General features: G+C 66.6%; 12 protein-coding genes. 10 read left to right on the top strand and 2 right to left on the bottom strand.

Annotated features, from left to right (window positions below):
- Positions 1–42 precede the first annotated feature (42 nt).
- From M3498_15575 to hslO, 7 genes are all read left to right on the top strand, one after another.
- Positions 43–801: an ABC transporter ATP-binding protein gene (locus M3498_15575; GenBank protein ID MDQ3460699.1), complete on the top strand. Its 759-nt coding sequence runs from the start codon at positions 43–45 to the stop codon at positions 799–801.
- Positions 791–1,507 (top strand): ABC transporter ATP-binding protein, encoded by a 717-nt coding sequence (locus M3498_15570; protein MDQ3460698.1) that lies wholly within the window; start codon positions 791–793, stop codon positions 1,505–1,507. Before M3498_15575 ends, M3498_15570 begins: the two co-directional genes overlap by 11 nt.
- Positions 1,508–1,540: 33 nt before the next feature.
- Positions 1,541–2,761 carry an ABC transporter substrate-binding protein gene (locus M3498_15565; protein MDQ3460697.1) on the top strand — a complete coding sequence of 407 codons (1,221 nt, stop codon included), beginning with the start codon at positions 1,541–1,543 and terminating at the stop codon, positions 2,759–2,761.
- Positions 2,762–2,792: 31 nt separating this feature from the next.
- The gene (locus tag M3498_15560) at positions 2,793–3,683 is read left to right on the top strand and encodes a branched-chain amino acid ABC transporter permease (GenBank protein ID MDQ3460696.1); all 891 of its coding nucleotides are present in this window, start codon (positions 2,793–2,795) and stop codon (positions 3,681–3,683) included.
- Positions 3,680–4,651: a branched-chain amino acid ABC transporter permease gene (locus tag M3498_15555; GenBank protein MDQ3460695.1), complete on the top strand. Its 972-nt coding sequence runs from the start codon at positions 3,680–3,682 to the stop codon at positions 4,649–4,651. Before M3498_15560 ends, M3498_15555 begins: the two co-directional genes overlap by 4 nt.
- A gap of 120 nt (positions 4,652–4,771) precedes the next feature.
- The gene (coaD, locus tag M3498_15550) at positions 4,772–5,260 is read left to right on the top strand and encodes a pantetheine-phosphate adenylyltransferase (GenBank protein ID MDQ3460694.1); all 489 of its coding nucleotides are present in this window, start codon (positions 4,772–4,774) and stop codon (positions 5,258–5,260) included.
- Between the two features lie 143 nt (positions 5,261–5,403).
- Positions 5,404–6,387, top strand: a complete 984-nt coding sequence (gene hslO / locus M3498_15545) for an Hsp33 family molecular chaperone HslO (protein ID MDQ3460693.1) — start codon at positions 5,404–5,406, stop codon at positions 6,385–6,387.
- A 242-nt stretch (positions 6,388–6,629) separates the two neighbouring features.
- Here the strand turns inward: hslO and M3498_15540 are convergent, their stop codons facing one another.
- Together M3498_15540 and metH are read right to left on the bottom strand one after the other, a co-directional pair.
- Positions 6,630–7,169: a Uma2 family endonuclease gene (locus M3498_15540; protein MDQ3460692.1), complete on the bottom strand. Its 540-nt coding sequence runs from the start codon at positions 7,167–7,169 to the stop codon at positions 6,630–6,632.
- Positions 7,170–7,185: 16 nt separating this feature from the next.
- Complete coding sequence (metH, locus tag M3498_15535; protein ID MDQ3460691.1) at positions 7,186–10,899, bottom strand: methionine synthase; 3,714 nt, start codon at positions 10,897–10,899, stop codon at positions 7,186–7,188.
- Between the two features lie 251 nt (positions 10,900–11,150).
- On the opposite strand from metH, the gene M3498_15530 reads away from it, so the two are divergent.
- The 3 genes from M3498_15530 to M3498_15520 all read left to right on the top strand — a co-directional run.
- Entirely contained in the window at positions 11,151–11,351 is a 201-nt protein-coding gene (locus tag M3498_15530) for a hypothetical protein (protein ID MDQ3460690.1), read from the top strand.
- A 43-nt stretch (positions 11,352–11,394) separates the two neighbouring features.
- Positions 11,395–12,075 carry a response regulator transcription factor gene (locus tag M3498_15525; GenBank protein ID MDQ3460689.1) on the top strand — a complete coding sequence of 227 codons (681 nt, stop codon included), beginning with the start codon at positions 11,395–11,397 and terminating at the stop codon, positions 12,073–12,075.
- The coding region (locus M3498_15520) for a sensor histidine kinase (GenBank protein MDQ3460688.1) at positions 12,072–12,676 on the top strand (605 nt) is incomplete at its 3' end. The genes M3498_15525 and M3498_15520, both read left to right, overlap by 4 nt.

Below are 12,676 nucleotides of genomic sequence, written 5' to 3'. Positions count from 1 at the left end.
CCCGTGAGCTGGCGGCGCGCGCCGGAAGACGAGGCGAGGGAGATGGCAGACGACTACATCATCGTGACCGACGGCCTCACCAAGGAGTTTAGAGGCTTTACCGCCGTCAAGGACGTGGCCCTCAAGGTCAGGCGCGGCACCGTTCACGCGCTCATCGGCCCCAACGGCGCGGGTAAGACCACCGTCTTCAACCTGCTCACCAAGTTCTTGAGCCCCAGCAGGGGAACGATCCACTACAACGGTCAAGACATCACCCGGGCGCGACCGGCCGACATCGCCCGCCAGGGGATGGTGCGCTCCTTTCAGATCTCGGCGGTGTTCGGGCAGCTGAGCGCCTTGGAGAACGTCCGCGTAGCCTTGCAGCGCAAGCTCGGCACCTCCTATCACTTCTGGCGCTCGCGCGAGAGCTTGGGCGTCCTCGACGACGAGGTGCGGGCGCTCCTCGAGGCCGTCGGCCTGCAGGCCTTTGAGGAGACGCTTGCGGCCGAGCTTCCCTACGGCCGCAAGCGCGCCCTGGAGATCGCCACCACCCTCGCGCTAGACCCCGAGATGATCCTGCTCGACGAGCCCACCGCGGGCATGGCCGGCGAGGACATTGGCCGCGTCACGGGGCTCATCAAGAAGGTGGCCGCCGAGCGGACGGTCTTGATGGTCGAGCACAACCTGAGCGTGGTCGCCGATCTTTCCGACACCATCACCGTCTTGCAGCGCGGGCAGATCCTGGCCGAAGGGGACTACCACGAGGTGTCCAAGAACGAGGCCGTCGTCGAGGCCTATATGGGGACCGGCCATGCCGCCTGAGTTGTCGCCCGAGCTGCTGAAGCTCGAGGACGTCCACGCCTTCTACGGCGAGTCGCACGCGCTGCACGGCGTCAGCTTGAACGTTCACGAGGGCGAGGTGGTGACGCTTCTAGGCCGCAACGGCGCGGGCAAGACCACCACCTTGAGAGCCATCATGGGCATCCTCGACAAACGCTCGGGCTCGATCCGCTTTGACGGCCAGGAGCTCACCAGGCTCAGCTCAAACGCGATCGCCCGCCGCGGCGTCGCCTACTGCCCCGAGGAACGGGGCATCTTCGCCAGCCTCGACGTGGAGGAGAACCTGCTCCTGCCGCCCGTGGTAAGAAAGGGCGGCATGGCGCTCGGCGAGATCTACGAGCTCTTTCCCAACCTGAAAGAGCGCCTGAGGAGTCCCGGCACCCAGCTGTCGGGCGGCGAGCAGCAGATGCTCGCCATCGGCCGCATCCTGCGGACCGGCGCCAAGCTGCTCTTGCTCGACGAGCCGACCGAGGGCTTGGCGCCGGTGATCGTCCAGCAGATCGGCGAGGTCATTCGCCGGCTCAAGGTTCGGGGCTTCACCATCTTGCTGGTCGAGCAGAACTTTCGCTTCGCCACCACCGTGGCCGACCGCCACTACCTCCTCGAGCAGGGCAAGGTGGTGGACATGGTGCCGAGCGAGCAAGTCGGTGCTAAGATGGACGTGCTTCACAAATATCTGGGGGTGTAGCCCAGGGCGCACCTCAACAAAGGGGACTAAGGTATGAACCATATCAGTATGAGGTTTGGGGCTGCTCTTTTGGGCCTGGCGCTGCTGGCGGCGGCGCAGGCGCAGGTGTCCGGTAACGCCGTGAGGATCGGCGTCTTAAACGACCAGTCGGGGCTCTACGCCGACCTCTCCGGCCAAGGCTCGGTGCTGGCGGCGCGCATGGCCGTCGAGGACTTTGGTGGCGAGGTTCTGGGCGCGCCCATCGACATTCTCTCCGCCGACCACCAGAACAGCCCGGACATCGGCTCGAGCGTGGCGCGGCAGTGGATCGACGTGAGCGGCGTCGACGTGATCGTGGACGTGCCCACCTCCTCGGTGGCCCTGGCGGTGCAGGAGATCACCCGCGAAGCGAGCCGCGTCTTTCTCATCTCGGGCGCGGCGACGACCGACCTGACCGGACCGGCCTGCTCGCCCACCAGCGTCCACTGGACCTACGACACCTACGCGCTCGCCGTGGGCACCGGCCAGGCCGTGGTCGAGGAGGGCGGCGACTCCTGGTTTTTCATCACCGCTGACTACGCCTTTGGCCATTCGCTCGAGGAGAACACCGCCCGGGTCGTCGAGGAGAACGGCGGCACCGTCCTCGGGACCATCCGCCATCCGCTGGCGACGGCCGACTTCTCGTCCTACCTGCTCCAGGCCCAGGGCTCGGGCGCCAGGATCATCGGCCTGGCCAACGCCGGCACCGACACCACCAACGCCATCCAGCAGGCCAACGAGTTCGGCATCGTCCAAGCCGGCCAGCAGCTCGCCGGGCTGCTGCTCTTCATCTCCGACATCGACGCGCTCGGCCTCGAGGTGGCACAGGGGCTCGTTCTCACCACCGGCTTCTACTGGGACATGGACGACGAGACCAGGGAATGGTCGCAGCGCTTTTTCGACCGCCACGGCGCCATGCCGACGATGGTTCACGCCGGCGTCTACTCCTCGGTCATGCACTACCTGAGGGCCATCGAGGCGGCCGGCACAGATGAGGCGCAGGCCGTCGTCGCGCAGATGAAAGAGACGCCGGTCGAGGACTTCTTCGCCAGGAACGGCACTATCCGCCCCGACGGTCGCATGGTCCACGACATGTACTTGGTCGAAGTCAAGAGCCCCGACGAGTCCACAGGCCGCTGGGACTACTACACCATCTTGCGCACCATCCCCGGCGACCAGGCCTACATGCCGATGGCCGAAGGCGGTTGCCCGCTCGTGGACGATACGGGCAACTGAGCCGCCGAGAGAATGTTGATGCGGGAAAGCGATGTTTGAACTTCTAGGGATAACGCCGCAGATGCTCTTCGGGCAGCTCCTCTTGGGGCTCATCAACGGCTCGTTCTACGCCCTCTTGAGCCTTGGGCTGGCGGTCATCTTCGGCATGCTCAACGTCATCAACTTTACGCACGGGGCGCAGTACATGATGGGCGCCTTTGCGGCCTGGATGCTGCTCGAGACCATGGGCATCCCTTACGGCGCGGCGCTCCTCCTCGCCCCCCTCATCGTCGGCGCCATCGGCATCGTGCTCGAGCGGACGATGCTGAGCCGGCTCTACAAGCTCGACCACCTCTACGGCCTGCTCCTCACCTTTGGCCTAGCACTCATCATCGAAGGGCTCTTTCGCAACTTCTACGGCGTGTCGGGCAAGCCCTATCCCATCCCCGAGTGGCTGCGGGGCGGGCAGAACCTCGGCTTCATGTTCCTGCCCAACTACCGCGCTTGGGTCATCTTAGTCTCACTCCTTGTTTGCTTGGGCACCTGGTTTCTGATCGAGCGCACCCGCCTGGGCGCTTACTTGCGCGCCGGCACTGAAAATCCGGCGCTGGTGCGCGCCTTTGGCGTCAACGTGCCGCTCATGATGACCCTCACCTACGGCTTCGGGGTGGCCCTGGCCGGCTTTGCCGGGGTGCTGGCCGCACCCATCTACCAGGTGAACCCGCTCATGGGCTCGGACCTCATCATCGTGGTCTTCGCCATCGTGGTGATCGGCGGCATGGGCTCGATCCTGGGCTCGATCCTGACCGGGCTCGGCCTGGGGGTCATCGAGGGCCTCACCAAGACCTTCTATCCCGAACTTTCCGCCACCGTCGTCTTCATCGTCATGGTTATCGTGCTGCTCATCAAGCCCGACGGCCTCTTCGGCAGGGCGCGCTCGTGAGCGCGCCCAGGTACCTGGGGATCGCGCTGCTGGTGGCGGCCGGTCTGCTCGCGCCCTTCGTCGTCTACCCCGTCTTTCTCATGAAGGCGCTCTGCTTCGCGCTCTTCGCCTGCGCCTTCAACCTGCTGCTCGGCTACGCCGGCCTGCTGTCCTTCGGCCACGCCGCCTTTTTCGGCTCCGCCGCCTACGTCACCGGGCACAGCGTCAAGGTGCTGGGCTTCTCACCAGAACTGGGGATCTTGGCGGGCACGGCCGCAGCCGCCTTCCTGGGTGTGGTCTTCGGCTGGCTGGCGATCCGCCGTTTGGGCATCTACTTCGCCATGATCACCCTGGCCCTGGCGCAGATGGTCTACTTTTTTGCCCTGCAGGCGCCCTTCACCGGCGGCGAGGACGGCATCCAGGCGATCCCGCGCGGCCAGCTCTTCGGCCTCGTCGATCTGTCGAGCTCGCTCACCATGTACTACTTCGTCCTGGCCATCTTCACGCTCGGCTTTCTGCTCATCTACCGGACCGTCCACTCGCCCTTCGGCCAGGTCCTGAAGGCGATTCGCGAGAACGAGCCGCGCGCCGTCTCGCTCGGCTACAAGGTGGGCCGCTACAAGCTGCTCGCCTTCGTCCTCTCGGCCACGTTGGCCGGGCTGGCCGGCGCGACCAAGGCCATCGTCTTTCGCCTCGCCACCCTGACCGACGTCTACTGGCACACCTCGGGCGAGGTGGTCCTGATGACCCTCTTAGGTGGTATGGGCACGATCTTCGGCCCGGCGGTCGGGGCCTTTTTGGTGGTGACGCTGCAAAACTACCTGGCCCACTTAGGCGCCTGGGTGACGGTCATCACCGGCGTCATCTTCGTCGTCTGCGTCCTGCTCTTCAGGCGTGGCATCGTGGGCGAGCTCGAGACTCTCCTCAAGCCCCGCAAGCGCAAGGAGAGGGATGTCATCGCCGCCGACAGGCTCGGCAAGGAGACCTGATTGGCAGACATAAGCCGAGGCTGAGCGCGGCCTCACGAAGCGTCGCCACGCTCGCCTGCGCCGTTGTCCCTTGGGCCGCCCTTCACGCCGCCCCGCGCGCGCGGGATAGACTGGCGCATGATCCACGCCGTCTACCCCGGCTCCTTCGACCCCCTGCACAACGGCCACCTGGACCTCATCCGGCGGGCGAGCAGCATCTACGACCATCTCACGGTCGCCGTCACCTACAATCCCCTCAAGCAGACCAAGACCTTCACGGTCGAGGAACGCCGCGCCATCATCGAGGCCTCGACCTCGGGCATGGCCAACGTCTCGGTCGACCAGTTTCACGGTCTCTTGGCTAGCTATATGGACAGCGTCGGCGCGCGCGTCATCGTCAAGGGCCTGCGCGCCATCTCCGACTTCGAGTCCGAGCTCGAGATGGCGCACCTCAACCGGCAACTGAACCGCAACGTCGAGACCACCTTCATCATGACCGCCGCGCGCTGGTCCTTCGTGTCGAGCACGCGTACCAAGGAGATCGCCGCGCTCGGCGCCGACGTGAGCAAGCTGGTTCCCAGGGCTTCGCTCGAGGCCCTGAAGCAAAAGTACGGCGACGGCGAGCCGTAGCGGCCACTACGCCGTTTTCGATCATCTCGTCCTACACTGAAAAGGCTTGTGTTCAGGCGGAGGCCCGGTAAGGTCTCCGCAGCGCTGAATCCTAACCCCACTGTCCATACCGAAGCCTTTGCTTCCATGATTGAGAGGGACCCATGTCATTTTTGCTCCGCGGTCTGGCGGCAAACGGCGGTATTCGCATCGTTGCCGCCGACACCACCCAACTCGTCGAGGAGGCGCGCGCGCGCCACGAGGCCACGCCGCTGGCCGCCGCCGCCCTGGGCCGCTCGCTGACGGCCGGCCTGCTCCTGGCCCACGTTTTGCTCAAGAACCCCCAGGACCGCGTCACCTTGCGCCTGCGCGGCGACGGCCCCTTGGGCGGCGTTATCGCCGATGCCGGGCTGGACGGCGCGGTGCGCGGCTACGTCAGCAACCCGCAGGTCAGCCTGCCCCTGCGAGCGGACGGCAAACTCGACGTGGGCGGCGCCCTCGGCGCGGGCGAGATCAGCGTGGTGCGCTCGCACGCGCCCTACGGCGACCCCTACAGCTCGTCCATTGCGCTCGCGAGCGGCGAGATCGGCGAGGACGTGGCCATGTTCCTGGCGCAGTCCGAGCAGGTCGGCTCGGCGGTGCTCTTAGGCGTCTACTTGGAGAACAGCCGGGTGGTGCGCTCGGGTGGCGTCATCCTCCAGGCCCTGCCGGGCGCCGACGAGGCTATCTTGAAGCTGCTCGAGGCCAACGTCAAGGCGGTCGGCCAGCTCACCGAGGCGATGGGGCGACACAGCCTCCTGGAGATCCTCCACGAGCTCTGCTGGGGGCTCGGCTTCGAGCTCCTCACCAAAGACGCCCTGCCGCTCAGGTTCGAGTGCCGCTGCAGCGACGCCAAGGCTTTGGACGCGCTCGCCTACTTCACGCCCGAGGAGCGCGAGAGCATGATCGCAGAGGACGGCGGCGCCGAGGCGGTCTGCCACTGGTGCAGCGAGAAGCGCTGGCTAGAAGCGGACGCGATTCGCAGCATCGCGGGCGAGGAGATCCGCTGCCCCGACTGCGGCACCCTCTGGCACCGCGAGGGTCAGTCCACGATGGTCCGCGAGGACGAGACCTGCGCCTGCGGCCGCCAGGTGATGCTGCCGGCGTAGGGAGAGCTTAGAAGACAGGAGTCAGGAGCGTCTAACTTCTGGCTTCTGCGCTTTAGGGCTCGAGCCCTCACGTTTTTGATAGCCCTGGGCACTGTCGGCTATAATGACCCACGAGCTAGGCTTGGCTAGCTGGTTTTGACGCCTTTTTAAGTCCACCATGCCACCCGACAGCCCTCGAGCCCTTTTAACCCCACCACTCGAGCCCACAATCCTCAAACGCCTGTAAGGTAGCCCCTTCGCCTTCACCGAGCGTCGTCAGCTCGAGATAACGCTCCTCTTCGGCGTCGGGCTTGCGGTAGACCTCGAGCCGGGTCTTGGCTCAAGATCCAGTATTCAGGGATGCCCGCGCGGGCGTAGAGCCCCTGCTTGAGCGTGCGGTCACTCTCCAGCGTGGTAGCTACCTCGACCACGAGCAGCACGTCCTCGGGCTTGGGGTGACGTTCTTCGTACTGGTCGATGGGCGGCTTGACGACGAGAATGTCCGGTTGCGGTTCGTCCCCTTCCGAAATCCTCAGCGGGTGCTGCGTGAAGACGACGGCGCGGTCGCTAAAACAACGCTCGAGACGCCCCTCGAGCTTTTTCAGCCTTGTGGCGTGCTTCGGACCTATAGGAGCCATCTTGTAGATGACGCCGTGAATGAGTTCATAGCGCGCGTCCGCCTCCAGGATGCCCGCTTCCGCCATCTTGTAGTAGTGCTCGACGCTCATGCGCAGGGGCCCGGGCGGCGCGTCACAGTCCGGCTCGCTGGCTCTGTCGGCTGGTCGCGGCGTCGGGATGGCCATACGCCATTATAGACGCTCAGATGGCGACGGGCACTTCCTCCGGTTCGTAGGCCAGGTTCGGCGCCAGCCACCTTTCGATTTCCTCCACCGTCATCCCCTTGCGCGCGGCGTAGTCCTCCACCTGGTCGCGGCCGATCTTGCCCACCGCGAAGTAGCGGCTCTGTGGGTGCGCGAAGTAGAGGCCCGAGACGGCGGCGGCGGGAAACATCGCGAAGTTCTCGGTGAGCCTGATGCCGGTGTTCTCCTCGGCGTCCAGCAGGTCGAAGAGGAGGCGCTTTTCGCTGTGGTCGGGACAGGCGGGGTAGCCGGGGGCGGGGCGGATGCCGCGGTAGCGCTCGCGAATCAGCGCGTGGTTGTCCAGCTTCTCGCCCGGCGCGTAAGCCCAGAACTCCTTGCGGACGCGCTCGTGCAGGCGTTCAGCGAAGGCCTCGGCGAGGCGGTCGGCGAGCGCCTTGGCCATGATGCTGCTGTAGTCGTCGTGCTCCTGCTCGAAGGCTTCGACCATCGCCCCCAGGCCGTGCCCCGCCGTGACGGCGAAACCGCCGACATAGTCGCCCAGGCCTGAGTCCTTGGGGGCCACGTAGTCGGCGAGCGCCAGGTTGGGCTGGCCGGGCCGCTTCTCGCCCTGCTGGCGGAGCGTGTGCAAGACGGCAAGCTGCTCGCGGCGCGTGTCATCGACGTAGAGCTCGAGGTCGTCGCCCACGCTGTTCGCGGGCCAGAAGCCAAAGACCGCCTTCGCCACCAGGAGCCCTTCCTCGACGATGCGCTCGAGCATGGTCTGGGCGTCGCCGAAGAGCTTGCGCGCTTCCACCCCGACCACCGCGTCGTCCAGAATTCCCGGATAGCGCCCGGCGAGCTCCCAGGCGTGGAAGAACGGCCCCCAGTCGATGCGGTTCATAAGTTCCTCGAGCGGGTAGTCCGCAAGCACCCTGGCGCCCAAAAAGCTGGGGCGGACGAGCTCGAGCCCGGACCAGTCGGACACGAAACGCCGGGCGCGCGACGCCGCTATGGTGAGCAGCTTCGTCTGCGCCTGGCGGCCGTGGTGCTTGTCGCGGAGGTCGTCGTACTGGGCGCGGGTTTCCTCCTCGAGCCTGGGCCGCTCCGTCCTGCTCACCGCGCGCGAGACCACCCCGACGCTCCTCGAGGCGTCGAGCACGTGGACGGCGAGATGGTCGTAGGCCGGGGCGATCTTGACGGCGGTGTGGACGCGCGAAGTCGTCGCCCCGCCGATGAGGAGCGGCACGGTGAAGCCCTGCCGGCTCATCTCACGAGCGACGTGGACCATCTCGTCCAGCGATGGGGTGATCAGGCCGGAGAGGCCGACGATGTCCACCTCTTCCCGGCGGGCGGTCTCCAAGATCCTCTCCGCCGCGACCATCACCCCGAGGTCGAGAACCTCGTAGTTGTTGCAGGCCAGCACCACGCCGACGATGTTCTTGCCGATGTCGTGGACGTCGCCCTTGACGGTCGCCAGCAGCACCTTGCCGGCGTTTTTGCGCTCTCCCCCGGCTTTGTCCGCCTCGAGGTAGGGCAGCAGGTAGGCGACGGCCTTTTTCATGACGCGGGCGCTCTTGACGACCTGCGGCAGGAACATCTTGCCGGAGCCGAAGAGGTCGCCGACGATGTTCATGCCGTCCATCAGAGGACCTTCGATGACCTCCAGGGGCCGGTCGTACTGCTGCCGCGCCTCCTCGACGTCCGCCTCGACAAAGTCGGTGACGCCCTTGACGAGGGCGTGGGAGAGGCGCGCTGCGACCGTTCCCTGGCGCCACCCATCGTCCTGCACCCTGACCTTGCCGCCGCCCTTGACGTTTTCCGCAAAGGTCACCAGCCGCTCGGTGGCGTCCTCGCGGCGGTTTAAGAGCACGTCAAGAACGTGCTCGAGCAAATCCTTGGGAATCTCCTCGTAGACTTCGAGCATGCCGGGATTGACGATGCCCATGTCGAGCCCGGCCTTGACCGCGTGGTAGAGAAAGGCCGCGTGCATCGCCTCGCGCACGCGATTGTTGCCGCGAAAGGAAAAGGAGATGTTGGAGACGCCGCCACTGACGAGCGCGCCGGGCAGCTTCTCCTTGATCCAGTGGGTGGCGCGGATAAAGTCCAGCGCGTAGTTGGCGTGCTCTTCGATGCCGGTGCCGACGGTCAAGATATTGGGGTCGAAGATGATGTCCTGCGGGGGGAAACCGAGCTCGCCTGTGAGCAGGCGGTAGGCGCGCTCGCAGACCTCGATCTTGCGCTCGAAAGAGTCGGCCTGACCCCGCTCGTCGAAGGCCATGACGACGACCGCCGCGCCGTAGCGCCGGATGAGCCGGGCCTGGCGCCTGAACTCGTCCTCGCCCTCCTTGAGCGAGATCGAGTTGACCACGCCCTTGCCCTGGACGCGCTTCAAACCCGCCTCGAGCACCGACCACCTAGACGAGTCGACCATGATGGGTACTCGAGCGATGTCGGGCTCGGCGGCGATCAGGTTCAAGAAGGTGACCATCGCCGCCTCGGAGTCGAGCATGCCCTCGTCCATGTTGACGTCGATGAGTTGCGCGCCGCCCTCGACCTGCTGCCGGGCGACGCTCAGGGCGGCCTCGAAGTCGCCGGCCTTGACGAGCCTGGCGAAGCGCGGCGAGCCGGTGACGTTGGTGCGCTCGCCGACGTTGACGAAGTTCGCTCCTGCGGAGTGCTTCGCGAAATCGGGGCGGACGATCAGGGGCTCGAGGCCGGAAAACCTCGGGTAGGGCGGCACTTTTGGCGGCACGCGCGGCGGGACCTTGGCGGCCAGCTCGGCAAAACGCCGGATGTGCTCGGGGGTGGTGCCGCAGCAGCCGCCGATGATGTTCACCCAGCCGTTGGCGAGAAAGTCCTCCAAGACAGCCCCCATCGACTCGGGCGACTCGTCGTAGTCGCCAAAGGCGTTGGGCAGGCCGGCGTTGGGATAGCAGCTCGTGGGGACGGCTGCCAGCGAGGACAACTCCTCGACGTAAGGGCGCAACTCTTTCGGCCCCAGGGCGCAGTTGAGGCCGACGGCGAGCAGGTCGGCGTGCGAGACCGAGATCAGGAAGGCTTCCAGGGTCTGCCCCGACAGCGTCCGCCCGCTGGCGTCGGTGATGGTGCCGGAGACCATCACGGGCAGGCGCCTGCCCAACGCCCCGAAGACCTCTTCGGCCGCGAACAGCGCCGCCTTGCAGTTCAAGGTGTCGAAGACCGTCTCGATCAGGAGCAGGTCGGCGCCGCCGTCCATGAGGCCCCTTATCTGCTCGCCGTAGCTGGTGACCAGCGCGTCGAAATCGACTGCGCGAAAGCCGGGGTTGTTCACGTCCGGGCTCATCGAGGCGGTGCGGTTGGTGGGGCCCAAAGCGCCCGCCACGAAGCGGGCTTTGTCGGGCGTGGAAAACGCCTCGGCGGCACGTTTGGCGAGCTTGGCCGCCGCGAGGTTGAGCTCGTAGATGACCTCATCCAGCCCGTACTCGGCCAGGCCGATGCGCGTGGCGTTGAAGGTGTTGGTCTCAAGGATGTCCGCGCCCGCTTCCAGGTAAGCCCGGTGGATCCCTTCGATGATCTGCGGCTGGGTCAGGACGAGAATATCGTTGGCGCCCTGGAGAGGCTTGGGGTGATCGCCAAAGCGCGTCCCGCGAAAGTCGGCTTCGGAGAGCGCATGGCCTTGGATCATCGTGCCCATAGCGCCGTCCAGAACGAGGATGCGCCTTTCGAGGAGCTGACGGATTGGGCTTGCTGTCATGACCGCACGACCTTTGAGCAGGATGAGCTTTGGCGGGATGTCATCGTGACAGGTGAAGCGTCCGTCTGGATGGAGGCGGACACGGGGCGCGAGCCCATTGGCTAGGCCTTGTGTCGCGCCGAGTATCTAGGCATTGTGTCGCGCCAAACGCGCTGGCGTCAAGTCGGGCGCAGAAGGTTATAGGGTTCGGAGCGATGAGACCGCCATGGGGCCGGTGGGCCTGTCATGATATAAGCAGAACAGGAGGTATCATGCCCGAACCCAAGAAGTTCGCGGTCGGCGAGGACGTGATGTACCGGGGCCGGCGCTACACCGTGAGTCAGGTGCTCGAGGAACCCTACAGCCTGCGCCTCTTGGCCAGCGATGAGCCCGGCCCCGCCTTTGTCCACGCCGCACCCGACGAGGTCGAGGGGATGACGGACGAGGACGGCGAGCTCAAGAGCCAGCTTTAGCAACCTTAAGCCCGCCCTCAGCTCGAGCCGCGTAGAATGAGGGATGACCCCCAGCAAGGCCCGGCTCCTGCTCATCGAGGACGACCCCGGCGTGCGCGAGGCGCTCAGCCTGGGTCTCGCGCTCGAGGGCTTTGAAGTCGTGACCGCGCCGGGCGGCAGCCAGGGCCTGCGCCTCCTGCGCGAAGGCGGCATCGACCTGCTCATTTTGGACGTGCTGCTGCCGGGCAGCGACGGCTACAGCGTCCTCCGCGAGCTGCGCTCGAGCCCCGACCTGGACCGGACCCTGCCCGTCCTCATGCTCACCGCGCTCGACGAGGTCGAGGACCGGGTGCGCGGCTTAAGGAGCGGCGCCGACGACTACCTGGTCAAGCCCTACGCGCTCGCCGAGCTCGCCGCCCGCGCCGAGGCGCTCCTCAGGCGCAGCCGCCCGGCACAGACGCGCCTGGCCTACGCCGACCTGACGCTCGACCTGGCCCGCATGCGGGCCAGGCGCGGCGGGCGGGACCTCGCGCTCTCGCCCAAGGACTTTGCGCTGCTCAAGGTGCTCGCCCTGCACGCCGAGCGCCTGGTGGGCAAGGAGGCGCTCATGCGTGCGGTCTGGGGCGAGGAGGTCGAGCCCAACACCTTAGAGGTCCACGTCTCGAGCCTGCGCCGGGCGCTGGGCGAGCCCGCACTCATCCGCACGGTGCGCGGCTACGGCTACCGTCTGGACGCCCGCCCGTGAGCCTGAGCGGGCGCCTGACGCTGCTGCTCTTGGTCTCGCTGCTGCTCGCGCTCTTGCCGCTCGGCGTCTTTACCCTGCGCGAGGCCCGGACGGCCGCGCTCGCCACCTTGGAGGACATGGCGCTGGCGCGGCTCGGCCTCTACCGCGCGCTCTCGCCGGGCGCCCTGCCCGAGCTGGTGGCGCTGGCCCAGGAGTTCGGCGGCTACGGCTTTCTCGTCACCGAGGAAGGCACAAGCTATACCGATACGGCCGTCCACGACCTGCCCGCCCCGCTGCTCGAGGCCCTGAGCGCGGGCGCAGCCTACCGCGGCCTCTATGGACGCTACCTCTTCGTCACCCTGCCGCTGGCGACCCCGCCCACTCGAGCCTCGTCCGCGAACTTCGTCGGTTTAGCCATCCTCGCCGAGGAGGTCGCCGCCCTGAGCAGGCGCTTGCTGGTCGCCTACGCCGTCGCCGCGATGCTGCTCATCGTCGTCGTCGGCGCCCTCGGCCGCTGGGCGCTCGCGGGCATCTTGCGGCCGCTCCGCAGCCTGTCGCGGGAGCTGGCGACGCGCTCGCCCGACAACCTGGCGCCCTTTGCCGCGCCCGGCCTACCCGAACT

This window comes from Deinococcota bacterium (genome assembly GCA_030858465.1).
GTDB lineage: Bacteria > Deinococcota > Deinococci > Deinococcales > Trueperaceae > JALZLY01.
The sequence above is the reverse complement of the archived record's forward strand: the minus strand, read 5'-3'. Positions and strand labels throughout refer to the sequence as shown.

What these genes read in the sequence shown, in the direction of transcription:
- M3498_15575 (MDQ3460699.1), top strand. Translation starts at nt 43, where the DNA reads ATGGCAGACGACTACATCATCGTGACCGACGGCCTCACCAAGGAGTTT.
- M3498_15570 (MDQ3460698.1), top strand. Translation starts at nt 791, where the DNA reads ATGCCGCCTGAGTTGTCGCCCGAGCTGCTGAAGCTCGAGGACGTCCAC.
- M3498_15565 (MDQ3460697.1), top strand. Translation starts at nt 1,541, where the DNA reads ATGAACCATATCAGTATGAGGTTTGGGGCTGCTCTTTTGGGCCTGGCG.
- M3498_15560 (MDQ3460696.1), top strand. Translation starts at nt 2,793, where the DNA reads ATGTTTGAACTTCTAGGGATAACGCCGCAGATGCTCTTCGGGCAGCTC.
- hslO (MDQ3460693.1), top strand. Translation starts at nt 5,404, where the DNA reads ATGTCATTTTTGCTCCGCGGTCTGGCGGCAAACGGCGGTATTCGCATC.
- M3498_15540 (MDQ3460692.1), bottom strand. Translation starts at nt 7,169, where the DNA reads ATGGCCATCCCGACGCCGCGACCAGCCGACAGAGCCAGCGAGCCGGAC.
- metH (MDQ3460691.1), bottom strand. Translation starts at nt 10,899, where the DNA reads ATGACAGCAAGCCCAATCCGTCAGCTCCTCGAAAGGCGCATCCTCGTT.
- M3498_15530 (MDQ3460690.1), top strand. Translation starts at nt 11,151, where the DNA reads ATGCCCGAACCCAAGAAGTTCGCGGTCGGCGAGGACGTGATGTACCGG.
- M3498_15525 (MDQ3460689.1), top strand. Translation starts at nt 11,395, where the DNA reads ATGACCCCCAGCAAGGCCCGGCTCCTGCTCATCGAGGACGACCCCGGC.